The organism is Paenibacillus sp. Dod16, assembly GCF_049893405.1.
In the GTDB taxonomy this organism is placed as follows: Bacteria; Bacillota; Bacilli; order Paenibacillales; family Paenibacillaceae; genus Paenibacillus_AQ.
In genome coordinates this window covers 1-24,179 of the sequence record NZ_JBNDYG010000057.1, presented here as the reverse complement: position 1 = coordinate 24,179, position 24,179 = coordinate 1, and the positions used below count along the sequence as shown (strand labels likewise).

General features: G+C 52.4%; 16 protein-coding genes. 15 read left to right on the top strand and 1 reads right to left on the bottom strand.

Translation table 11 applies throughout. The features are described 5' to 3' along the window. Window positions 1–9 precede the first annotated feature (9 nt). The 7 genes from ACPV3A_RS31830 to ACPV3A_RS31800 all read left to right on the top strand — a co-directional run bounded on the left by ACPV3A_RS31830 (window position 10) and on the right by ACPV3A_RS31800 (window position 11,580). Window positions 10–2,568 carry a DUF5696 domain-containing protein gene (locus ACPV3A_RS31830; RefSeq protein WP_426203732.1) on the top strand — a complete coding sequence of 853 codons (2,559 nt, stop codon included), beginning with the start codon at window positions 10–12 and terminating at the stop codon, window positions 2,566–2,568. Next, a complete protein-coding gene (locus ACPV3A_RS31825; RefSeq protein ID WP_007130189.1) occupies window positions 2,565–3,482 on the top strand; it encodes a carbohydrate ABC transporter permease in 918 nt (305 codons plus the stop codon). The genes ACPV3A_RS31830 and ACPV3A_RS31825 overlap by 4 nt, the downstream gene beginning before the upstream one ends. Window positions 3,483–3,497: 15 nt before the next feature. Next, the gene (locus ACPV3A_RS31820) at window positions 3,498–4,442 is read left to right on the top strand and encodes a carbohydrate ABC transporter permease (protein ID WP_007130188.1); all 945 of its coding nucleotides are present in this window, start codon (window positions 3,498–3,500) and stop codon (window positions 4,440–4,442) included. A 164-nt stretch (window positions 4,443–4,606) separates the two neighbouring features. After that, window positions 4,607–6,292 (top strand): extracellular solute-binding protein, encoded by a 1,686-nt coding sequence (locus ACPV3A_RS31815; protein WP_426203729.1) that lies wholly within the window; start codon window positions 4,607–4,609, stop codon window positions 6,290–6,292. A gap of 85 nt (window positions 6,293–6,377) precedes the next feature. Further along, window positions 6,378–8,129, top strand: a complete 1,752-nt coding sequence (locus ACPV3A_RS31810; RefSeq protein ID WP_387729051.1) for a sensor histidine kinase — start codon at window positions 6,378–6,380, stop codon at window positions 8,127–8,129. Then, window positions 8,122–9,744, top strand: coding sequence for a response regulator transcription factor (locus tag ACPV3A_RS31805; protein ID WP_426203727.1), 1,623 nt, complete (start codon window positions 8,122–8,124; stop codon window positions 9,742–9,744). The genes ACPV3A_RS31810 and ACPV3A_RS31805 overlap by 8 nt, the downstream gene beginning before the upstream one ends. Before the next feature lie 171 nt (window positions 9,745–9,915). Then, window positions 9,916–11,580 carry a glycoside hydrolase family 43 protein gene (locus ACPV3A_RS31800; RefSeq protein WP_426203725.1) on the top strand — a complete coding sequence of 555 codons (1,665 nt, stop codon included), beginning with the start codon at window positions 9,916–9,918 and terminating at the stop codon, window positions 11,578–11,580. Window positions 11,581–11,690: 110 nt separating this feature from the next. On the opposite strand, the gene ACPV3A_RS31795 is transcribed toward ACPV3A_RS31800, so the two are convergent. Beyond that, window positions 11,691–12,464, bottom strand: a complete 774-nt coding sequence (locus ACPV3A_RS31795; RefSeq protein WP_426203723.1) for a helix-turn-helix domain-containing protein — start codon at window positions 12,462–12,464, stop codon at window positions 11,691–11,693. 308 nt (window positions 12,465–12,772) lie between these two features. Here ACPV3A_RS31795 and ACPV3A_RS31790 point away from each other — a divergent pair, with 308 nt between their 5' ends. From ACPV3A_RS31790 to ACPV3A_RS31755, 8 genes are all read left to right on the top strand, one after another. Continuing rightward, the gene (locus ACPV3A_RS31790) at window positions 12,773–14,077 is read left to right on the top strand and encodes an endo-1,4-beta-xylanase (protein ID WP_426203721.1); all 1,305 of its coding nucleotides are present in this window, start codon (window positions 12,773–12,775) and stop codon (window positions 14,075–14,077) included. 111 nt (window positions 14,078–14,188) lie between these two features. Continuing rightward, window positions 14,189–15,217 carry an endo-1,4-beta-xylanase gene (locus ACPV3A_RS31785; RefSeq protein WP_426203745.1) on the top strand — a complete coding sequence of 343 codons (1,029 nt, stop codon included), beginning with the start codon at window positions 14,189–14,191 and terminating at the stop codon, window positions 15,215–15,217. A gap of 45 nt (window positions 15,218–15,262) precedes the next feature. Beyond that, window positions 15,263–16,786 carry a glycoside hydrolase family 43 protein gene (locus ACPV3A_RS31780; RefSeq protein ID WP_426203718.1) on the top strand — a complete coding sequence of 508 codons (1,524 nt, stop codon included), beginning with the start codon at window positions 15,263–15,265 and terminating at the stop codon, window positions 16,784–16,786. A 36-nt stretch (window positions 16,787–16,822) separates the two neighbouring features. Further along, a complete protein-coding gene (locus ACPV3A_RS31775; RefSeq protein ID WP_426203715.1) occupies window positions 16,823–18,526 on the top strand; it encodes an RICIN domain-containing protein in 1,704 nt (567 codons plus the stop codon). A gap of 47 nt (window positions 18,527–18,573) precedes the next feature. Continuing rightward, entirely contained in the window at window positions 18,574–20,316 is a 1,743-nt protein-coding gene (locus tag ACPV3A_RS31770) for an SGNH/GDSL hydrolase family protein (protein WP_426203713.1), read from the top strand. Between the two features lie 87 nt (window positions 20,317–20,403). Then, window positions 20,404–21,174, top strand: coding sequence for an alpha/beta hydrolase (locus tag ACPV3A_RS31765; protein ID WP_426203710.1), 771 nt, complete (start codon window positions 20,404–20,406; stop codon window positions 21,172–21,174). A gap of 69 nt (window positions 21,175–21,243) precedes the next feature. Continuing rightward, a complete protein-coding gene (locus tag ACPV3A_RS31760; RefSeq protein WP_426203707.1) occupies window positions 21,244–23,541 on the top strand; it encodes an ABC transporter ATP-binding protein in 2,298 nt (765 codons plus the stop codon). After that, window positions 23,538–24,065, top strand: a complete 528-nt coding sequence (locus ACPV3A_RS31755) for a DUF1854 domain-containing protein (RefSeq protein ID WP_426203704.1) — start codon at window positions 23,538–23,540, stop codon at window positions 24,063–24,065. The genes ACPV3A_RS31760 and ACPV3A_RS31755 overlap by 4 nt, the downstream gene beginning before the upstream one ends. The last annotated feature ends 114 nt before the right edge of the window (window positions 24,066–24,179 follow it).

Genomic DNA, 24,179 nt, shown 5'->3' with positions numbered 1-24,179 from the left:
GGAGGAAGGATGGGCAATTTCGCTAAATACATGCTGCTTGCTGCCAGTGTGCTGACAGCGCTGATTATAGCCGGTTGTACGGATAAAGGACCGGAAAAGGCAGCTGGCGATGAAGGCAACGGGCCCGCCAACAGCTTCACGCCGGGAGCAGCCCTTAAGTCATCGTTCGTCAATCCGAGCGTCAAAGGCATGAAAGGCATTGCCGAGAACGATCAGCTCCAGCTGCTAGCGGACGATCAGACGGGGGCGATCGCCGTCGTGCATAAGGCAAGCGGCGAAATTTGGCACAGCAATCCCCCCGGCCATCAGTCGGATCCGCTGGCCGCGGGCGTGAACAAAAGCTTGTTGTCCTCTCAGTTGAAGCTTGACTTTTATAACAGCTTCGGACAGATAAATTCGGTCAATTCGCACGCCGACAGCGCGGCTTACAAGCAAATCGGCATGGAGGAAATCCCAAACGGCGTTCGCGTTAACTACCGGTTCGGCACGGACAAAAAAACGATTGACGACATGCCCAAGAAGATCAGCAAGTCCCGCTTTGAACAGAACCTGTTAAGCAAGCTGGACAGCGCCGGCCAGCGAACGCTGAAAATCGCGTACACGGAAGATGCCGAGCAAGGGGTGTATGTCCGGTCCGACGGCGCTCTCAAAGGTCTGCAGCTGGAGCGTGCGCTTAAAGCCTTTGAGGATGCCGGATATACCGAGGACGATTTGCTGGTGGACATCGAGGAGAACCATTTGGATCAGACCAAGCCTGAACCGCGGGTATTTCACGCCTCGATCGAATATACGCTGGACGGCGACAGTCTGATCGCCAAGCTTCCGGTTTCCAGCATTGATTTCCCCGCTGAATATCCGGTGAACACGATCTCGTTCCTGAGCTTCTTCGGTGCAGGGGGGGCGGAGGATAAGGGCTCAATCCTCGTTCCGGACGGATCTGGAGCGCTGATCCATTTTAATAACGGCAAGACGCGGTACCCTTCCTACCAGCAGAGCGTGTATGGAATGGACCGAACGATGAGCGGAATCGAAACGGCGGACAGCAGCCAGGACGTCAGGCTGCCGGTGTTCGGCATCATCCGTGAAGGCGGGGCATTTATCGGCATCATCGAGGAAGGGGCTCCGGCCGCGACGATCAATGCCGACGTCAGCGGCAGGCTTAACAGCTATAATTACGTCTACCCGACGTTCACGGTAATCAACAAAGGCGACTTAAGCCTGGATGCGAACGGCCAGCAGCGCTCGCTCCCGAAGTTCCAGGAGAATCCGATGCGAAGCGATTTTTCGGTCCGGTATGCGTTCGTGGGCAAGCAGTCGGCTTCCTATCCGGGACTCGCCGCCTATTACAGGAATTACTTGGAGCAACAGGGAGGCCTCCCGGCAATTGCCGAGAGGAATGAGGAGAATATGCCGTTCTACCTTCAGCTCGTAGGAAGCATTTATAAGAAAAAGCATTTTGCAGGAATTCCGTATCGGGCGCTGGAGCCGCTCACATCGTTCGAACAAGCGCAAAGTATTCTGACAGAGATGGGCAAGCGAGGCATCCATGACATCAAATTGAAATATAGCGGCTGGTTCAACAAAGGGCTGGATCATGAGGTTCCAGGCAGCGTCTCCGTTGATCAACAGGTAGGGGGAGAGAAGGGACTTCGGCGTCTGCTCTCCTATGCGAACGAGAATGGGGTAAAGCTGTATCCGGATGTCGCTATCCTTACCGCGTTGTCCGGTTCCGGGTTCAACGAGGCGAAGGAGGCGTCCAGAACGCTGCGAGGCATCCCCGCAGAGATCTATTCCTTCAATCCGGCGCTGAACCGGCGGGATCGGGCCGGTTCGCCTGCCTATGTCATATCGCCGCGGTTCATAGGTAGCTACACGGAAGCTTTCTTAAAGGATTATGGAAAATACGGCGCTATTGGCGTTTCGCTGAGTGATCTTGCCGCCGAGCTGGACAGCGATTTTCGCAAGCATCGTCAAATTGACCGTACGGAGTCCGAGCAGTTGTCTCTGGATGCGCTGAACAAGGTTTCAGATGCCAATCTTCAGGTCATGGCTGACGGAGGAAACGCTTATGCGCTGCCTTTCTTGACCGATATCACCCATGCGCCCATGTCTAGCAGCAGCTTTAAAATCGAAGACGCGGAAATTCCGTTCTATCAAATGGTTATCCGCGGGCATATCGATTACACGGGCGCGCCTTACAACCTGTCCGCGTATACCGACGCCAAACCTTATATTTTGAAGTGTTTGGAGTACGGTGCTGGCGTGTATTTTCAATGGTTCTATGAACCTAATCACAAAATAAAGGACACAGAGCATAACGAACTGTTCTCTGCCAATTACGCGTTATGGATCGACGAGGCCGCCCGCATCTATGAGGAAGTCAATGCATTTCTGAAAAAGGTTCGCCATGAGCGGATCGTCGGGCATGACGAATTGGCTGACGGCGTGTTCAAGACGACATACGAGAGCGGCGTTTACGTCATCGTGAATTACAATCGTGCACCGGTGACGATAGACGGCGTAACCATTGAAGCCGAAAGCTATGTGACGGGTGGTGAAGCGCCATGAAATCCATAACCCAGCGATTTGGGCGAAAGCAGCGAAGCTATGGGAAACAGAAGGCATTATGGGGCATTGCTTATGTGATGCCTTGGCTGCTCGGTTTTATCTTTTTCTTCCTGATCCCTTTGCTGACTTCCCTGATTTACAGTTTTAGCACCGTAACGGCAAATTCCGAAGGAATCGGCATTACGTTTATGGGGATGAAAAATTACGTGACTGCCTTTACGGTCAACACCAGCTTTAACCGAATGCTGACCGAGGCGATCGTGAATATGGCGGTGAACGTGCCCCTGATCGTTATCTTCAGTCTGTTTCTGGCCGTCGTCCTGAATCAGAAGTTCCTTGGCCGTTCCTTTGCCCGATCGATATTCTTCCTGCCCGTCATTCTTGCTTCCGGGGTCATTCTGACCCTGGAAAGCAGCAGTCTCGTTCAGGCGATCAATGATCAGAATGCCGGTTCCGGGGGGCTGATTAACGCATTGGGAAGTTTTGAACTCGAGCGATTAATGCTTCAGGCCGGCGTAAGCGAGACGATCGTAAACTATTTAACGGGAGCCGTGGATCGTATTTATGAGATCGTAAGCCAATCCGGCGTACAGATCCTTATTTTCCTGGCAGGCATACAGACGATATCCCCCCAGCTGTACGAAGCGTCCAAGATGGAAGGAGCTACGGGTTATGAAGCCTTCTGGAAAATCACGTTTCCGATGGTCAGCCCGCTGATTCTGGTCAACATGATATATACGATTATCGACTCGTTCTCCCGAAATGAGCTGACAGACTTAATCAAGACCACGGGCTTCGTCCAATTCGATTTCGGCCTTAGCTCAGCAATGGCCTGGATTTACTTCCTGGCTATCTCCATCATCCTGTTGATCAGCACGTACTTTGTATCCAGGAAGGTCTTTTACCATGAATAGAAGAAGGTGAATGCAATGTCGGTTTCTCGGTGGCTATCGCTCGAAAGCTGGAAACGATGGCTCTGGTCTTTCATACGTTTAACATTGATCGCTGGCCTGTCCTTTGTCATTCTGTATCCGATTCTGCAAAAAATCTCGACGGCCATCAAAGACAAGGCCGATCTTTATTCACCGGTCGTCGTATGGATTCCGGAAAATTTCACAATGAGCAATTTCCTTGATGCGATCCGCATCATGGATTACTGGGAAACGCTGTTCAACACGTTTGCGCTGTCGGCGACGACGACGGTCTTGACGGCCGCTTCTTGCGCGCTGGCGGGTTACGGCTTTGCCCGTTTGAAGTTCAAAGGCAGCCAGCTTTTGTTCGCCTGTGTCGTCCTGACGATTCTCGTGCCTCCTACCACGATTCTCATCCCGATTTATTTGAATCTGAAGGATTTTACGCTGATGGGCCTGATTCCGCTCCTCACCGGCAAGTCCGTCAATCTATTGAACAGCTATTGGCCGTTCATTCTGACTTCGCTGACCGCCAATTCGCTTAAAGCCGGTTTGTACATTTTTATTTTCCGGCAATTCTTCCGCGGCATTCCGAAGGAAGTGGAGGAGGCGGCTTATATTGACGGCGCGGGCGTCGGAACCACCTTTACCCGCATCATGATGCCGAACGCGATTCCTGCCATCATTACCACGACGTTGTTCTCCTTCGTCTGGCAGTGGAACGACAGCTTCTACACGACGACGTATCTGACTTCAAGCAAAGTCATGTCCACCCAGCTGTCATCGCTGCCGTACAACCTGTCCATTATGCTGGGCGGCGATCCGTCGAAGGCGGACCCATTTTATTTGAGCATGGTGCAGGATACCGGCATTTTGCTGGCGATCCTTCCCTTGATCGTCATCTATTTGTTCGTTCAGCGATATTTCGTGGAAAGCATCGAGCGTACGGGTATCGTAGGTTAACATTTCAAGTTGAAGACCGCCACCCCGAATCTAGGGGTTGGCGGTTTTTGTTTGCATACGAGCAACACGTAAACAACGGGATAGGAAGTAAAAAAATGTTTATTGTGGGCCGGGGCCTTTAAAGTATAATAATACAATTAATCGATAGGAAAGGGTGTTTTCTGTTGCTGATCATCGTAAAGAACTTCTCCAAAGTCATGCTAAGCGCTTTACTGTTTGGTTCAACACTGGCGTCATGTCACCAAAGCAGCGGTATCGACCACAATCGAGGGCCGGAAACACGCGGGGAGGGCGTATACAGCGATAAGTCATTACGCGCTTATCATCCGCCGATCGAAGTCACGTTTGTGAGAGAAATCGGCGACGGCTTGGAAGATATTCTGAAGGCATTGCCTGATGAAACGCTGGAGGACAATCGCTGGAGTCAGTTGTACGAACAAGTTCTGGGCATTCAAATCAAATACAAATGGGCTGTGAGAAGCGAACAATACCACAAAAAGCTGGATATTATGCTGGCTTCAGGGGACATTCCGGATATCGTCAAGGTCAATGCCCAGCAGCTCAGGCAGCTGAGCCACGCCGGACTGATTCAGGATCTGACGCAGGTTTACAAGGAATATGCTTCACCGTTGACACAGCAAGTTCACCGCCAAGAAGGGAGCGGTACCTTGGAATCCGGCATGATCGACGGCAAGCTGATGGGCATCCCGGAGACCGATTCCTCCATTGAAAAGGCGATGTTTCTGTGGATTCGAACGGATTGGCTGGACCGATTGGAGCTGTTGCCACCGAAAACGATGAATGACGTCCTGGCAATTTCGAAAGCGTTTACAGAAGGGGACCCCGACGGAAATGGCCTACAAGACACCTATGGAATAGCGGCTACCCAATATTTGTGGGACCCCGTCATGGGCTTAACCGGATTCATGGCCGGTTATGGAGCTTACCCGAACATATGGCTTGAAGACGAGAGCGGAAAGCTCGTATATGGAGGCATTCAGCCTGAAGTGAAACAGGCGCTCAAGGTGCTTCAGGATATGTATCGCCATCATGAAATCGACAGTGAATTCATTTTTAAAAACGGAAGCAAAGCCAAACAGCTTGTTGCCGATGGGAAGATCGGCATGGTCTATGGCGAGCAATGGGGAGCATTCTTGCTTCAGTCCAGCCGAGGCGGCGATCCGGATGCTGAGTGGCAAGCTTTTCCCATTGTTACTGACTCGGGCATAGCGCCAAAGGTTCCGCTTAAATTTACCACAAGTTCTTTTTACGCCGTAAGAAAGGATTTTGCTTACCCGGAAGCGATTCTCAAAATGTTCAATCTGCATCTTGAAAAAAACTGGGGCAAAACGGCAGAGTACGAGACTTACTACAACAATGTCATGCCCGTGTGGGGACTGTCTCCCGTGACTCCTTTCCCGGCGGATAAAAACCTCAAGGCGTACCGGCAAATCACCGAAGCGCGTCGTCAGGGCACGACGTCTCAGTTACAGGGCGAGCCCGGATTCATACAAGGGCGAATCGATCGATATTTGGATAAGAAAGAAGACGGCGAATCCGGCTGGGGTTGGGAGAAGATCTACGGGCCTTCCGGTGCGATGAGTATTCTCGACCAATACGAGGATAACCATCAGTTGTTGTTCGATGCTTTTGCTGGCGCGCCGACTGAAACGATGATTGAAAAACAAACGATTCTGGACAATCTTCAGCATGATTATTTTGCCAACATCATACTCGGCGAATCCATAGAACAATTCGACCGGTTCGTGGGGGAATGGTATCGGCTTGGCGGTGCTGACATTACGGCTGAAGTGAATCAGTGGCATGAGGACAAAAAAAGCCGTCCATAAAAATGTGCCGCACCCGCACGGTTGGCTTTAAAGGCCGGCAGGCGGCCGATTTACACGCATTTTCACACACATCGGAGGAGTTTAATTGCTTAAGTTACCCGTGAATTCCATTCGTAATACCATTTTTATTCGACTGGTCGCTACCTATCTCTTCGTCATTCTTCCGCTTATCATTCTCGGTGTTTATCTGTATAACTGGAGTTACCAATACGCTAGCCAGGAAGTATCCAAAAATTCGCAGGCGCAGCTTTCGGCTTACCTGGACGGGTTGAACCGGGAAATCGAATGGCTGGAAATCCAGCAATACGATATTTTGCAGGATGAGGAACTGAACAAAATGGTGCTGACATGGGATATGATGAGCACGGTCGAAAGAAAAGCAAGCCTGCATTATTTGCTGCCGCGGCTGGTCTCCATCAAAAACAGCAGTGTCTACATAAAAGACGTATTCATTCATATCCGCAGCATGGATAAAACGATTTCGGCCATGACCGCGATGAATGCATTCGACTCGAGACGGTATAACCATGTCTTTGCAGGAGAGGCGAACGGCAATCAAAGACTCTTGCAGATCGACGATACTTTCCATCTTGTGGCGGCCAAATACGGAGCTCGAAAAGGGGAAGAGCCGCTTCTGATCGTTCAGATCGAACTGGATGCGAGCAAACTCAGGGAATCCCTGATGCAAATCAGCGTATATCCGGAAAGCGGGGCTTTTATCGTCTCCGAGCCGTCCGGCTTTGCCCTGGCCAGCCATGAGGAGGCGGATCGATTCATGAAAGAGGCCGTGCAGGCCATCCAACATGCGAATCGTCAAATTCTGAATATCGGCACAGGCAGGTATTTGATCGACAAGGCGTATTCCGACAAGCTGGACCTATCCGTGTTCACGTACTTGCCCACTGAGGCGGTGAAACGGCCGTTAAGTAAATTTTATGTCTGGGCATGGCTGTTTGCAGGCACGACCCTCTTGGCGATTGCCATCTATGCGGTTTCGACGTACAAATTGGTTCATAAACCGCTGCTTCTGCTAGTCCAGAGCTTCAGAAAAATGGAGGATGGCATGTTTAATATCCGGATCAAGCACGGACAAAGGGACGAGTTCGGCTATTTGTACGATCGATTTAATCAGATGCTCATCAAGCTGCAGCATCTGATTGACCAGGATTTCAGGCACAAGCTCATGATGCAAAGGGCAGAGCTGAAACAGCTCCAATCCCAGATCAATCCCCACTTTTTATATAATAGCTTCTTCATTCTGAGCTCCCTGGCCAAAACGGGGGATGTCACGCAAATCGAGTTGTTCACGAACATGCTGGGAGAATACTTTCGATTCATTACCCGCAATGATGCGGACAACGTTCCATTGCTGGAAGAAACGAGGCATTCCCGCATTTATACCGAGATTCAAAAGCTCAGATTTTCAAGGCGAATTCGCGTAGAATTCGGCGAGCTGCCGAAGGAAATGGAGGCGATCAAAGTACCGCGATTGATCATTCAGCCCATTATCGAAAATGCCTACGAGCACAGCCTCGAAAAGATGCAGGATGAAGGCTTGCTGCGTGTGTCGTTTCATCTGGATGACCAAGAAGCTTCCATCGTGATTGAAGAGAACGGGAACGGGCTGACGGATAACGATATTGAAATGCTAAATAAGCGGCTTGAACGCACAGCCGAATCCGCCGAATCCCCTGAAGTGACGGGGCTTATCAACATCCATCGGCGAATTGCCCTGACGTACGGGGAAAGCAGCGGATTGGTCCTTTCAAGGAGTCTATTGAATGGACTGCGAGTCCAAATTCGAATCAGGCTGACGGAGGGGAATGAACATGTATAGACTGCTGGTCGTCGACGATGAAGAGATTATTACGAACAGTTTGTACGAAGTATTTCATCAGTGGATGCCCGAGAAGCTTGACGTTTGCCGGGCATACTCCGGCAAGGAAGCGCTGAATTGGATGTCGCGAACAAGAATCGACATCGTCCTGACGGACATACGCATGCCGGGCATGAGCGGATTGGAATTGACGGAGAGCATCCGGGCTCTCTGGCCAAGGTGCAGAATTATCTTTCTGACCGGTTACAGCGATTTCGATTACGCCTATCAAGCGATTCAGATGCCCAATGTCCGCTATTTGTTGAAGACGGAAGGCTTCGATAAGGTCATGGAGGTCGTGAAGGAAGTCATTCATGAAATCGAGAGCGGCAATCGCATGAATGAATGGCTCATGCAGTCCCGCGTGCAGATCGAAGCGCTGGAATGGATGGAGCAGGGAGAATACTTCCGGCAATTCGTCGCGGACAGCAGCCTGCTTGGACAGGACAAGGAAGCCATGCTGAGCGATTTCCGGACCTTGAACATCGGATTGGATCCGAAACTCCCTGTGCTGCTGGCCCTTGGCCGCGTAGCATATTCAGCAGGCAAAGCGTATGCAGAAAAGAAAAACAGCCATCGCTCGGTAAGGCTGATTTGGAATTCTTTTATGGATGAGCATGTCCGAAGCATCGGAGTCCTGGACAAACATGGGGATTTATTATGGATGCTTCAGCCGCGGTCCGAGAATCCATCCGGTGATCGTCTTGTTCTTTATTTGGAAGGGACGCTTGAACTGATCCAGGAAGCCTGCCTGGATTCTCTGGGACTTGCCGTATCGTTCACCATAAGCGGCTTCCCCTGCCGGTGGGAGGATGTAACCCCTCAATATGAAAGGCTGCGGAGACTCCAGCAGTTAAAGATGGGCGACGGCATTCCGATGATCCTGAAGGATCAAGTCGACTCTTCCCAGGCGTCTCACTGCAAGGAAGGAGTGGAGACGAGCCATAAGGCAGGCGTCTTGGAAGCCCATTTGGAGGCCGGAAGGGAGAGCGAATTCATGAGTGAATTGGAGCAATTGTCGGAATTCGTGCTGAACGGAGACGATCATCATCAGCATGCTGCACAAGCCTATTATTCTATCGCTGTCGTGCTGTATGCGAAGCTGACCCGGCTTGGGCTTCAAGACCCCACCGGTGAACGGGGGAAGCTGCTGGACTTGGAAGGTCATGATTCCATGAAGGAAGCTTTTCGTTATTTGAGGCGAACGGCCGAAGATATATTCGATTTCAAGCGCATGGATGAACGAGGCAAAACGGCGCATGTCATTGATCGGGTATGCCAGTATATCGAGGAGCATCTGGATAAGGACATCACCCTTGTGCATCTAGCCGAACGCTATTTTTTTAATCCCTCCTATCTCTCGCGTTTGTTCAAGCAGGAACGGGGAATCAATCTTTCGGAATATATCGAAAAGTGCCGAATACGGAGAGCAAAGGAGCTGCTTAAGGAAGGGGATTTGAAGGTAAGGGACGTGGCGCCTCTAGTCGGATACGATGCCGCCCATTCCTTCACCCGCTTCTTCAAAAAGGCGACGGGTTTAACGCCGCAGGAGTACAGGGACCATCTTGTAAAATAAGCAGGCGACCTATCATTTGCCCGGTGTTTTCAGATGGAATGTCCGGTTGTTGTCTTGCTTACCAAAAGGTACACTTTTTACGAACAATTCCGTTCATGTCGACCCGCATTGGGACTGACCAGATCGGAATGACAGGTCACCAAGTAACGATGAAGGAGGGCGTGTTCAGGGATGAAGCCCGGAAAGCCGTTACTGGTCATATCTACCGTATTTGCTTTCGTTTGCATAATCGTTGTTTTTGCAAACCTAGCGAGTCGTGGCCAAGACGATCCAAAAATGTTTAACCAGGAGCTGAGTGACAAGATGAGTGATGAAATGAAAGCCGGCAAAACAGGAATTGAAATGAGGGACCAGGTAAGCAGCGGCAATGTTGCGAGCCGGGATGCGGACAGTACCCGCGGGGAGGCTGCGGCCGCAATCGGTAAGATTCCGCCGAACGGGAATCCGGTCGTCTCCCATAAATTCGGCGCGGATCCCTATGCGCTGGCAGTTGACGGACGTGTTTATTTATATAACACGTACGACGCATTGGAGTATGACGGTGACGGGGATGTCAAGGACAACAGCTACAGCACGATCAACAAGCTGTCCGTCATCTCTTCCTCGGACCTGGTCAACTGGACCGATCACGGAGCAATCCAGGTCGCAGGACCGACCGGCGCTGCCACATGGGCAACGCAATCGTGGGCGCCAGCAGCCGCGCACAAGGTGATTGACGGCGAGAACCGCTTCTTCTTGTATTTTGCCAACAATGCCAGCGGCATCGGAGTGCTGACGAGCGACAGCCCTGTTGGCCCGTGGACGGATCCGATCGGAAAGCCGCTGATCACAAGAAACACGCCGGGCGTGGAAGGTGTCACGTGGCTGTTTGATCCCGCCGTGCTCGTTGACGACGACGGGAAAGCTTATATCTACTTTGGCGGCGGCATTCCGGAAGGCGAAGCCGAAATGCCGAATACGGCTCGCGTCATGCAGCTTGGCGACGATATGATCAGCGTGCTTGGCGAAGCCGTCACGATTCCGGCTCCTTATATGTTCGAGGATTCAGGGATTAACAAATTTGACGGAAAGTATTACTATACGTACTGCTCCAATTTCTCGGAAGGAACGCGGCCGGAGAACAGTCCGCCTCCTGGCGAAATCGCCTATATGGTCAGTGAGCATCCGATGGGCCCATGGACGTATCAAGGGACCATTTTGAAAAATCCCGGGCATTTCTTCGGGGTCGGAGGGAATAATCATCACGCCATCTTTCAGTTCCAACAGAACTGGTATATTGCCTATCACGCCCAAACGTTGTCAAAATCCATGGGAGTTCCGAAAGGCTATCGCTCAACCCATCTGAACCGCGTTTATTTCGAGACGGACGGTAGCATCCGGGAGATAGACGCTGACATGGAAGGCGTGAAGGGGGTCCAGCCGCACAATCCCTTCCAGCGAACGGAGGCAGTAACGATGGCATGGAATGCCGGAATTCAAGTCAATCCGTCTACTGCTGCTGAAGACTCGCAGGACAGCCCGATATTGACGGTCACGGACATCCACGACCGGGATTGGATCGCAGTGGCCAATGTTGATTTCGGAAAAGGAGCATCCGCGTTCACGGCTTGGGTCTCGGGAGTGGAAGGAGGAGGAAGCCTGGAGCTTCGGCTGGATCATCCGGAAGGAGAACGGATCGGCACAGTGAACGTACCGCCAGCATCCGGTGTGAAGCAGCGTCAGGAAATATCCATTGAAGTTTCAGGCGCATCCGGCATCCATCATCTTTACTTCGTATTTACCGGAAAGCAGGATCAGAAGTTATTTGATTTTGAAGCATGGCAATTCGAGTTGTGACGGCATATATACAGCCCGTCCATTCATAATGTGACGATGGCAAGCTAAAAAGGCGCTCGCGTATCAAGCAGCGCCTTTTTAGGTGCATCAGGTAAAAATGTACGTACAAGTTAGTGCTGGCCAGAGGCAACGGGAACCGTACGGGATCCATGCAATTTTCTATACATGTTAGCGCTTACGCCAGCATAAGTCTTGAATTTTTTATAGAACCAGTCCATATCGTTGTAACCCACCGCGTCAGCGATTTCGTATATCTTCATGTCGGTATGCGTCAGCAAGAATTTCGCTTTCTCCATTCGCTGCTGCAGCAGATATTCGTTAAACGTCATTTTCTCGTGGAACTTGAACTTCTGCACCAAGTAGGAATAGTTGAAATGCATCCGCTCGGCAATTTCTTTTAAGGTGATGTTTTGGTACATCGAATCCTTCAAGTATTCCTTGACCTCTTGAATGACCTGATCCTCCTTTTCCGCATGGACATGGGACAATCTATTATCTGGATGCCCGTCACCGGAATGGGTTGCCGGCGAGATCATCCGCAAGCAAGTGTTGAGCTCTTCGACCGTGAACGGTGCAGGCAGATAATCATGAACTTGCAGCTGCAAGGCTTTCCGGGTCCAATAAAAATCCGTGCTGCCTCCGGTAACAATGATGGGAACCTGGCTTACGGACCGGATGTTTGCGCATAACTCCATACCTTCGGAATCTGAACCGAGCGCATGGATAATCACCAAGGTGTATGGCTCCAAAGCAATGAATTGCATGGCGGACGAGGAGGACCTGACGCAGCGGAGCCGCGAGCATCTCAACTCATTCCAATCCGGCCGGATTCCCGGTGTTGCTTCATCATGGGATTCCAGATCAACAAACAGAACATCGTGCACAAAAGCTTCCCCCCAACTTCGTTGTAATAACGCTTTCATACGGTTTGATAACATTATGGGGAACGGAAACCCGAATCACAATGTGCCGATTTTTATATTTCTAACCGATATTTACTTCTTACAGAAATATAAGGGGCCTGTGTACGCGGAAGAAACATTGGCAACCCGAGATTGGACGGGTGAACGATCCCAAATTTGGCAGGTTGTTTCAATAAAATGTAAGCGCTAATATGGAGTTATGATTTATTCGGGCCGGGTCCCATAGCGGGATCCCTATCACTTGCTCGAAGTGGAAAGGAGGTCATGCATTGCTTCGAATGCCTAAACGCGGCCGATGGGCGGCAACGGCAGTGGCAGCTGTGGTAGCAGCGTCCGTCGTCGTCCTGTTAATCCTGCCCCAAATGGGCAGCCGTGACGAGCCCCCCGCCGAAAGTCAGCCCCCAGGAAAACCGGGGGAAGGAGCAGCGGAGCTAACAGGGGATTCCGATGCGTCGAACGGAAAACCGAATGCCGAACCCCCTGCCGGCACTAATCAAACTGCGTCAACTGAGTCGAAGACACAACAGTCCTTAGCGCAAGATATTCCCTCGCTGCATGAACTCTTTGAGGAGGATTTTCCGATCGGCGCCGCAATCGAACCGAACCAGACGAGCGGTCCTTCATCGGAATTGCTGAAGAAGCATGTCCGCTGGCTGGTGGCGGAGAACGTCATGAAGCCGGATGCGATCAAGCCGTCGGAAGGCCAATTTATATGGACAAATGCCGACCGGATCGTGGAATTTGCCAAGGAGAACAACATGCAGGTCCGTTTCCATACGCTGGTCTGGCATACCCAAGTCGGGGCATGGTTTTTCCAAGATGCGGAAGGCAAGCCGATGGTGGATGAGACAGATCCCAAGCGACAGGAAGCGAACAAAAAATTGCTGCTTGAACGCCTGGATACCCACGTAAGGACGATCGTCGGCCGATATAAGGACGACATTACGTCTTGGGACGTAGTGAATGAAGTCATTGAACCGGGGGATCCGGACGGAATGCGCGCGAGCGAATGGTATAAAATAGCCGGTACCGATTACATCGCAACGGCATTTCGAGCTGCTCGGGAAGCCGGAGGACCCGAAGCAAAGCTATATATTAACGATTACGGCACGGATAACCCTGTGAAAAGGGACCTTTTGTTTCAGCTGGTGAAAGATTTGCTGGAGCAAGGTGTTCCGATCGACGGGGTTGGACATCAGACGCATATTGACATTTATGGTCCATCGGTGGATTCCATCATCGCCTCGATGCGAAAATTCGCGGAGCTGGGCCTCGACAATCTCGTCACCGAGCTCGATATGAGCATTTATGCGTGGAATGACCGCAGTGATTACGGCCAAGATCTCCCGCAAGAAATCCTGAACCTGCAAGCCGATCGGTATGGCGAGCTATTCAAAGCATTCCGTCAAAACAAGGACATCCTTAGCGGCGTCGTTTTTTGGGGCATCGCCGACGACCATACCTGGCTTCATGGTTTTCCGGTCGCACGTACCAATGCGCCTTTGCTGTTCGACCGACAGCATCAGCCCAAACCGGCGTTTTGGGCCGTTGTTAAGGCGGCTAGGACGGAGTGATAAACGGACGTCTCCGTATAGCCGGGCTAACATTTATGGATTTAATGCCCACAGCTTTAAGTCGCTTACGAAATAACGTTGATAAGGAGAGACCGAGTGGTGAGAAGAAGCATGGAAAGGCTGCCCAAGCTCCATGAAGCTTACGGCAATAGTTTCAAGATCGGCGCTGCCGTGAATCCAATTACGATGGTGACCCAAAAGGAATTGTTGTCACACCACTTCAACAGCGTTACGGCAGAAAATGAAATGAAATTCGAGCGATTGCACCCATCGGAAGAGGTGTATACATTCGAGCAAGCCGACCAGATCGTATCGTTTGCCAAATCGAACGGAATGTCGGTGAGAGGACATACCCTTGTATGGCATAATCAGACGCCGGAATGGGTGTTTCAAGACAGTTCCGGTGGGACAGCCGGCCGCGAACTGCTGCTCGCTCGGATGAAATCGCACATCGATGAGGTCGTTGGCCGTTATCGCGGAGATATCTATGCTTGGGATGTCGTAAACGAAGCCATTGCCGACAGTGGAAGCGATCTGCTTCGTTCCTCCCCGTGGCTTGCGTCGATCGGGGAGGATTTTATCGCCAAGGCATTCGAATACGCGCACGAGGCTGATCCGCAAGCGCTGCTGTTTTATAACGATTACAACGAATCCGTGCCCGAGAAGCGGGAGAAGATTTACACGCTCCTTAAATCGTTAAAGGAGCAGGATGTGCCGATTCACGGCGTCGGGCTTCAGGCCCACTGGAATTTGGAGTTTCCAGCGCTTGACGATATCCGCAGGGCAATCGAAAGATATGCAAGCCTTGGGATGATGCTGCATATCACGGAGCTTGACGTATCCGTATTCGCGCATGAGGATAAGCGGACCGATCTGGCGGCGCCGACCGAAGAAATGCTTGAGCGCCAGGCGGAGCGTTACGGTCAATTGTTCCGTCTGCTTAAAGAGTACAGCGGCAGCGTCACTTCCGTGACCTTCTGGGGAGCGGCGGACGATTATACCTGGCTGGATCATTTTCCGGTAAGGGGCCGCAAAAATTGGCCGTTCGTCTTCGACGAGAACCATCTTCCGAAGGAATCCTATTGGAACCTGTTGAAGGAAGCCAATCCCGAAAGAACATTCCAAGAGATACGTTCGTAAGTCGTATTTCGGCTGTCGCCATAGGTTGAAAGGGGAATCCATCAGATGAACAAGACGCAGGTCACGAATCCGATCATTTGGGCGGACGTGCCGGATGTGGATGCCATCCGTGTAGGGAACGCCTATTATATGGTCAGTACGAGCATGCATTCGATGCCGGGCTGCCCGATCATGAGGTCCGAGGATCTGATGCATTGGGAAGTCGTTAGTTACGTATACGATACGTTCGAAGACAACGAGGCCCATCGTTTGGAAGGCGGCAAGAATATCTACGGGCAAGGCTCTTGGGCGGCAAGCCTGCGCCATCACCGGGGGACATTCTATGTTTGCTTCTCCAGCAACGATACCAGGAAATTTTACGTGTACCGCACAGATAATATCGTTCAGGGGCCGTGGCAGCGTTCCGTCATCGATGGACTACGGCATGATCCGGGCCTGCTTTTTGATGATGACCGGGTGTTCGTGATCTACGGCAACGGGGATATTTACATTACCGAGCTGACTGCCGATGCAGCGGCCCTTAAGTCGGACGGAATTCATCAGCGGCTCTTTGAAACGGAAACGGAGGGCATCGGATTGCGCTGCGAAGGCTGCCATGCCTATCGAATCAACGGTTACTATTATTTACTGTTCATTGAATGGCCGAAGGCAGGTTTCGGCAACGGCCGGCGCAGACAAATCTGTTACCGGTCACGGGAACTACTCGGCCCTTATGAACGAAGAATCGTATTGGATGATGATCTCGGCTACCATAACAAGGGAATCGCCCAAGGCGGGATGTTCGATACGCCGGATGGCAAGTGGTACGCGATGCTGTTCCAGGATCATGATGCCGTCGGGAGAATCCCTTGCCTGGTCCCGGTAGCCTGGGAGGAGGATTGGCCCGTGTTCGGCATCGAAGGCAAGGTGCCGGAACGGTTTGAGGTCGACTTGCCGCAAGCCGTTGTGAAGCCGCTCGTGATCAGCGATGAATTCGAATACGAATCGAATAAGCTGGCTCTGAATTGGCAATGGAACCACAACCCGGATCATCGGTTATGGTCCGTGACCGAACGTCCCGGTTTCCTAAGGCTGACAACAGGAAGCCTGGCACCGGCTGGCGTGCTGCAGGCCCGGAATACGCTGACGCAGCGCACGGAAGGGCCGGCATGCACGGGGACTGTCTTATTGGACACGGAGCATATGAAGCCCGGCGATCATGCAGGGCTTGTTGCCCTGCAAAGCCATTTCGGCACCGTCGGCGTCAAGGTCGCGGAGAACGGCCACAAGTTCATAGCGATGAGCGTGAACGATGGGAGCGGCAGGGAGAAGGAGCTGGAAACGGTTCGGTATCGCGGCAGTGAAGTGCATTTGAGAATTGATTTTGATTTTGAGAACAGCAAAGATGTGGCCTCCTTTCATTATTCTGTCGATGGGGCCGAATGGATGCAGATCGGCGGTGAGCTGAACATGCGGTATACCTTGGATCACTTTATGGGTTATCGCATCGGGCTTTATTATTATGCGACCAGGCAAACCGGCGGCCATGCCGACTTCGATTATTTTCGTTACGAAAAAGCCGAGCGTTAGAGCGCGTAACCGAAGTGGAGAGGAGTTGATCGATGTATGAAAAGAACAGGATTGACGCTCAAGCTGTTATTGGCCGCGCTGCTCCTGCTGCCAGCTACGCTGGGCATCCATAATGGCGCAGCCGACGCATGGTCGGGCATGCCGATGTCCAAGCTTCGCGTCAGCGGCAACCAGCTGGTAAACAGCGAGGGGCAGCCCGTTGTCCTCAGCGGGTGGCACCAGCCCGGGGGCTCGTACTGGACGTATCAGGGAAGCGATTACTACCTGAACCGTAGCGGAGGGAATCGCCATGCTGCCATTTTGGCGTATTTAAAGGATATTACCGACACATTTTCCGATACCTCTCCGAAGTACGGCAACAGTCACGGCTGGTATATGAACCAGGTCAGGCTCTTTATCGACCGTGAAGACATGGGCGACGTGGCGGCCGGAACGTATAATTTTGCCGGTCTCCAGTCCTTTACGCAGAACGTCGTGGTGCCTTATATCCAGTATGCAAAGACCAAGGGAATCTACGTTACGCTAGGCCTCGACTTCACGCTCCAGGATAATCAGGCAACGACGCAAGCCAATCTCGAGAAATTTAATCAAATCTGGGGATATCTTGCGGCACAGCCTGCGATCAAAAGCGCGGACAACGTCATGTTCGAGATCATCAATGAACCGGTGCTGTCTTATGCGAACGGTCGCTGGGGAGGACATCCGTCCGACCCCGAATTTCCGGCGTTTTGGGACTCGCTGCGCAATTTTCAAAATTCCATCATTTCCACGATCCGCAGTCAAGGGGCAGATAACGTGATATGGGCCGCCGGCCTTGGATGGGATCAATATTATCAGTTATGCGCCACGCGTCCGCTAACCGATCCGCTGAACAACATCGGATATGCCGTGCATTGGTACCCGGGCTACGGAGCAAAGGATAACGGCTCGATACTCCAGCAGCAATGGGATACCAACATTAAGCCCTGCGCGGACAACTATCCGATCAATATTACGGAAACGACCTGGTTCAAACGGCTGCCGGGAGACTCGGAGTACTGGGAGCTGTTCAACGGCTCGAATGAAGGCTTCGGCAAAAACACCAAGGCCATATTTACGGCAGCCGGGAACGTCAGCATCGCGGTCCACATGAACGGTTTTCTTCTGCAGCCGGGGGCAAGAAGCACGTTTGCCGATCCGACGGCAGGGCTGCTCTTCGACGGCGATCCGGCACGGGACGGCATGGCCCGCTTCATCTTCGAATGGTATTACGAACGTGCGCAGCTTCATCCATGGAACGGCATATGGAACGGTATTTTATCGGGAGAAACCTATAAAATCGTGAACCGTGCCTCAGGGAAGGTGATCGACGTCCCGGGCGGACAAAACAGCAATTCGCTGCAGCTGCAGCAATGGTCGGACAATAACGCCACGGCCCAGCGATGGGTTGCGGACGATATGGGAGCATACAACAATGTATACCGGCTTCGCAGCGTCAGTTCGAGCGACGGCAAGGTGATGGATGTTAGAAACGGTTCCACAAACAACGGGGAAGCAATACAGCTCATGCAGGATTATGGGAATCAAGCACAGCGATTCCGTCTGATCAAGCTAAGCAACGGATACTGGAGCATCCTTAACGCGAACAGCAATAAAGCCGTCGAAGTGGCGGATGGTTCGTCCGCGGACGGAGCGAAGCTCCAGCAGAATCCTTATCGAGGGGACTTGCATCAGCAATGGCAGTTGATCAACGTAAATTGACGCTGCCGTACAGGTGGAGAGCGGCAAGGTGAGGAGGATGAAGAACGATGGCAGGCCATTTCACGCCAGCGGGAAATGAAACGGAAGGTCCAGTGGCACCGCAGGATCCTGCAGTCAAACGCCGCGGACTGTACATCCTGTATGAGGCGATCATCGAAGCGACGACTCGTCCCGATGGGAAGTACACGCAAGAGATATACCTGGACGGGAGTCAGCTCGTCGATAAAGCCCGATTTACCGGGGGTGTGACGGATGAAGCCATTCTTGAGCTGCTAAAGAGCAGCAGGGGTCTTCGCCGGCTGGTGGACAGTATCGGAATATCCGTTCATGCGCATGAACGGGACGTATCGAGCGTTCTGTTCACATTTTGGAATTGCGGAAATGCGAATCCATACGAAACGGGATCCCGGCAGAGTATAACCTGTCCAGCGAACGGCAAGGAAACGCTCATGGTTCTGGATAACGACGAAGATCGATATCCGGATGACGATGTTCCAGGCAAATTCGTCTTCGAGTTTGAACGAGAGGGCGTGTTGGCAACGGTCAGCATCGTATTCTATCTTCGTGACGGTTACCAAATCCCCGAGGCTGCAGTCGACCCCCCGGTCGATGTGGAATCACAAGCATATCAAGACATGATTAAGAAATCGCTCATAAGCCCGGGTCATAACAAACGATTAAAGGCGGCAATCGAAAAAGCGAAGCGGGGCGAGCCCGTAACCATCGCCTACATCGGCGGTTCCATTACCCAAGGGGCCGGCGCTGTCCCCCTCCATTCCCAATGCTACGCATACCAATCCTATGACCTGTTCAAGCGAAGGTTTGCACCCGCCGGCGACAGCCCGATTCGTCTTGTCAAAGCTGGCGTAGGCGGTACGCCGTCTGAGCTCGGCATCGTCCGCTATGATCGGGATGTGCTTCGAGAAGGGGAGGTACGGCCGGATATCGTGATCGTTGAGTTTGCCGTCAACGACGCAGGCGACGAAACGAAAGGAAATTGTTACGAGAGCCTGGTACTCAAGGCTCTTTGCGCCGATCACAAACCCGCGGTGATTTTGCTGTTCAGCGTATTCGTGAACGACTGGAATCTTCAAGACCGTCTGGCCCCGGTCGGTTGGCATTACAATCTTCCGATGGTCAGCGTGAAGGATGCGGTCACGGAGCAGTTCCGATGGACCAAGGAGCAAGGGAACGTGATTACGAAAAGACAGTTTTTCTACGACATTTATCATCCAACCAATGCTGGCCATCGGGTGATGGCCGATTGTTTGGACTGGTTATTCGAAGTAACCGATCGTTCCTCCCTCGACGAGGAGGACCTGACGGATGAACAGCCTCCGCTGATCGGAAATGACTTCGCTTTAACGAAGCTGCTCGATCGCAGGAATGGCGATCGCATCGCCCGCATTGATCCTGGCGGTTTTTCGGACACCGACTCGGATCTGCAAATGGCGGAGCTGGACGATCATGCATACGGGACGCCGCAATTTCCGCACAACTGGATGCACACGGCCGATTCCGGCGAGCACAGCTTTAAGATGACTATCCGGAGCAAGCGTCTTATCCTTGTTTATAAAGATTCGGGAAGCCGGGCATTCGGGACCGCGAAGATATGGGTAGACGGGAAGCTGAAGAAGACCGCCGATCCGCATGAAGTCAATTGGACGCATTGCAGCGCCGTGATTTTGTACAATGAGTCGAAGTCAGGAGAACATGAAGTAGAGATCCAGATGGCGGAAGGCCACGAGGATAAGCGATTTACGATCCTGGGCTTCGGTTACGTCCCATAGAATTGCATTAGATAGCTTCACGCTCCATGGGTAAGCTTGATTGGACATCAAGCGGTGCTCAATCAAAAAGATGAAGGGGAGAGGAAGATGAAGGAGACGGCACCGGCTGGATACGACGTTCCGCGGGAGATCGCCAGGGGGAAAATCGAAACGGTGGAATATGCATCCGAAACGGTAGGCAATGATCGAAAGGCGATGATTTACACGCCTCCGGGATATGCGGAAGACAACGTGTACAACGTTCTTTATTTGCTGCATGGCATCGGAGGTGATGAATCGGAATGGCACCGTCATGGCGATCCGCAGACGATTCTAGATAATCTATATGCGGACGGGAAACTCGCGCCCATGTTCGTCGTGTTTCCAAATGGCCGTGCGATGCCGAATGATCGGGCGGAAGGGGACCTGTTTGCTCCGGACAAAATAAAAGCGTTCGAGACGTTCGAAATCGATCTGCTAAGCGATCTGATTCCCTTTATCGAGTCGCGATACTCGGTATCGACAGGCCGGGAAAACCGTGCGATTGCGGGGCTGTCCATGGGCGGGGGGCAATCCCTGAATATCGGCTTGAAGCATCTTGACCGCTTCGCATGGATTGGCGCTTTTTCCCCGGCTCCGAATACGAAATCTCCGGAGCAGCTCGTCCCGAATCCGGAAGAAACGTCGGCACGGCTCAAATTGCTGTGGCTGTCATGCGGCGACGAGGACAATCTGAAGCAGATAAGCGACCGGACGCACGCGTATTTGTCGGAGCATCGGGTTCCTCACGTTTGGTATGAGGAAAGCGGTGGACACGATTGGCCCGTATGGAAGAACGATTTGTATCATTTTTCCCAGCTCATTTTTAAAGATAACTGATGTTGAAGGAAGCCTTGCGCCATTTTGGCCGGGCTTTTTACTTTCAGCCAAAAACGAAAGGGTAAAATCATGACGTTATTGCCGAAGGACATTGTGTCCATTTTGGACCAAAACGGTATAAAAGCTGCTGATCTCCTGCACGGGATGGAGTGTGACCGGCTGCCGGACGGCGGTTTTTCAGAAAGCTATCTCGTATTGTCCCGAAAACACCTCCACATCTTTTGCGGCAGCGGGGTTACGAAGGAGAAGACGTTTTCGGGTTATGCAGCCGGCCGGCGCAAAGCTGCCGGCAAGCCGGAGCAAGAGGGTTCCGCCGATTGGGCTTGGGAACGCATTCCCCTCGAACGACTCGAAGCCTTGACCATCGTTAATCTGGTCGCTTCCGGCATGGTCGTTGCCAAGGAGAAGGAGGAGCGAGTGATCGGTGCATTCACAAACGGTCATATGAATCAGGCCGTCCGGTTTGCGCAAGCCTTCGATAAATTGAAGAACAACGAGCCGTTTGAAGCCTTCGAAATTGACGGAAAATCGGACGGGGCCTCATGCCCGACATGCGGATTGATGTACCCCGAAGAAGGCAGGCCATTCTGTCCGAAATGCATGAAGAGGCATGCGGTATTCGCACGTTTGCTGTCATTTGCAGGTAAGTATAGGCTGTCCATCTTTTTTATCGTGTTGTTTATGCTGCTGAACTCGGCGACCGGTCTCGTCATTCCTTATTTCCAGGGCACCGTGCTGTTTGACCAGGCGCTTGCCGGAAATGGCGCTTTTGCGGGGCGGATCGGTCTGGTCATCGTGATCATTCTCGCATTCCGAACGCTGTCGCTGTTGTTCGGCATCTTGTTTGGCACCATCATCGCAAAGCTGGCGGCAAAGGTTGCCTTCGATTTGAAAGCGGCGGTATTTACCTCGTTACAGCGGTTGTCGCTCGATTTTTTTATGCGAAGGCAGACCGGCCATCTTATGACTCGCGTGAACAACGATGCACAGGAATTGCAATATTTTTTCGTCGACGGGCTCTCCTACTTCATCGTGAATGCGATGAATATAATCGGCATCATTGCCGTGCTCCTGTGGATGGATTGGCGGCTTACGCTGATCTGCCTGCTGCCGATGCCGCTGGTCTTCTGGCTTGTCCGGACTGCGTTCCCGAAGCTGTGGCGCTTGTCATGGCGGAGGCACCGCAAGGTAAGCGCTCTGAATTCGATCATCAGCGATTCGGTTCGCGGCTCGCGGGTCGTCAAGGCATTCGGTAAAGAACAGGTAGAGATCGGCCGCTTTCAGCAGGCAAACGATGCATTCTCCGGAGCCGAGCAGCGCTTTAATAAATGGAGCGGAACCGTGTTTCCGATTCTCAATTTTCTAACGCAGGCGGGCGGAATATTGATCTGGGCGTTCGGCGGTTGGTACGTGATGCAAGGCCGGATGTCTTTTGGCTCAGTGCTTACGTTCGTCAACTATATGATGATGCTGTACGGGCCGATTCAGTTCATGAATAATATTATCGGCTGGTGGTCCAATTGCATGGCGGCTGCGCAGCGTATCTTTGAGATCCAGGACGCCGTACCTAGCGTAGCAGAGCGTCCCGGAGCCGTTTCATTAGTGACAATGAAAGGCGACATCGAGATCGACAACGTTTCGTTCGGCTATGAGCCGAACAAACCGATTTTGAAGCAGGTGTCCCTGCGCGCGAGACCCGGGCAAATGATCGGCGTCGTCGGCCATTCAGGGGCTGGGAAGTCGACGCTGGTCAATCTCGTGTCACGATTGTACGACGTAACCGCGGGAGAGATCCGGATCGACGGCGTCAATGTCAAGGAGCTTTCGGTTGCTTCACTGCGTCGTCATATCGGCATCGTCTCTCAGGATATCTATGTATTTACTGGCACCATCGCAGAAAATATCGCGTACGCCGATCCCGATTGCCAGATGGAGGACATTCTGCATGCGGCCAAAATCGCGAACGCGCATGATTTCATCCAAAAGCTGCCGGACGGCTACGATACGGAGATCGGCTCGGGCGGCTACAGCTTGTCCGGCGGGGAGAAACAGCGGCTGTCGATCGCGCGGGCCGTGCTGCACAACCCGAAGGTGCTCATTCTCGACGAGGCAACCGCTTCGCTTGATACCGAGACGGAGCTGCAAATCCAGGAGGCGCTCGATTCGCTCGTCAAAGGACGGACGACGATCGCGATCGCCCACCGGCTGTCCACGCTAAGGCAAGCCGATTATCTGGTCGTGATGGACAAGGGCGCCGTCGTTGAAGCGGGCACGCATGACCAGCTGATGGCGAGAGAGGGCATCTATCGGGAGCTTGTTCGCAAACATGATGAAGCGCTTAAAATGAAAGGGGAAATCATCGCATGAGGATTGAAGAGCAACGGGGAATGGAGCTGGCGGATGCCGCGGGCATCCGATATTTGACACCGAGCAATTCGGAATTTGCGGAGACGACGGGCCATCTGCTGTCCGTCTGGACCAAAGGCGAGGTGCACTCGCCGGTTTACGTTCATTGTTCCTTCCCGCATACGAACCAGCGCTCTTTCTTGTCGATTCGAACGGCGGACAACAAGGAGATCGGTTTGATCCGCTATCTTGACGATTTTCCACAAAGCACGGCTTCTATCATTGAAAGGCAGCTGAAGATCCGTTATTTTACGCCGGAAATTACCAAGGTGATTGCCGTAAGCGAGGAGTTCGGCTATTCCTATTGGGAAGTTGAAACGACTGCCGGACGGTGCCGGTTCACGGTGCGGAACGGCAGCGGCAGCGTCAAGTTTGCAGCGGAGAACCGCCTGCTGATCATCGACGTCGACGGTAACCGGTTCGTCATCCCGCACGTGGATCAGCTTAGCGACAAGGAATACCGCATGATCGAAACGAGATTGTAGACGGCGGCAACGGAGGAATATCGATGAATTTAAACTTCACGCTTTCGGAGCAGAATTTCGCGGCAGCACGGCAAGTCATCGGAGAGGAGATCGACTATTGCGTCCCTGCCGACC

Coding starts and splice junctions, on each gene's coding strand:
- ACPV3A_RS31830 (WP_426203732.1), top strand. CDS start 10: ATGGGCAATTTCGCTAAATACATGCTGCTTGCTGCCAGTGTGCTGACA.
- ACPV3A_RS31825 (WP_007130189.1), top strand. CDS start 2,565: ATGAAATCCATAACCCAGCGATTTGGGCGAAAGCAGCGAAGCTATGGG.
- ACPV3A_RS31820 (WP_007130188.1), top strand. CDS start 3,498: ATGTCGGTTTCTCGGTGGCTATCGCTCGAAAGCTGGAAACGATGGCTC.
- ACPV3A_RS31805 (WP_426203727.1), top strand. CDS start 8,122: ATGTATAGACTGCTGGTCGTCGACGATGAAGAGATTATTACGAACAGT.
- ACPV3A_RS31800 (WP_426203725.1), top strand. CDS start 9,916: ATGAAGCCCGGAAAGCCGTTACTGGTCATATCTACCGTATTTGCTTTC.
- ACPV3A_RS31785 (WP_426203745.1), top strand. CDS start 14,189: ATGGAAAGGCTGCCCAAGCTCCATGAAGCTTACGGCAATAGTTTCAAG.
- ACPV3A_RS31780 (WP_426203718.1), top strand. CDS start 15,263: ATGAACAAGACGCAGGTCACGAATCCGATCATTTGGGCGGACGTGCCG.
- ACPV3A_RS31775 (WP_426203715.1), top strand. CDS start 16,823: ATGAAAAGAACAGGATTGACGCTCAAGCTGTTATTGGCCGCGCTGCTC.
- ACPV3A_RS31770 (WP_426203713.1), top strand. CDS start 18,574: ATGGCAGGCCATTTCACGCCAGCGGGAAATGAAACGGAAGGTCCAGTG.
- ACPV3A_RS31765 (WP_426203710.1), top strand. CDS start 20,404: ATGAAGGAGACGGCACCGGCTGGATACGACGTTCCGCGGGAGATCGCC.
- ACPV3A_RS31760 (WP_426203707.1), top strand. CDS start 21,244: ATGACGTTATTGCCGAAGGACATTGTGTCCATTTTGGACCAAAACGGT.
- ACPV3A_RS31755 (WP_426203704.1), top strand. CDS start 23,538: ATGAGGATTGAAGAGCAACGGGGAATGGAGCTGGCGGATGCCGCGGGC.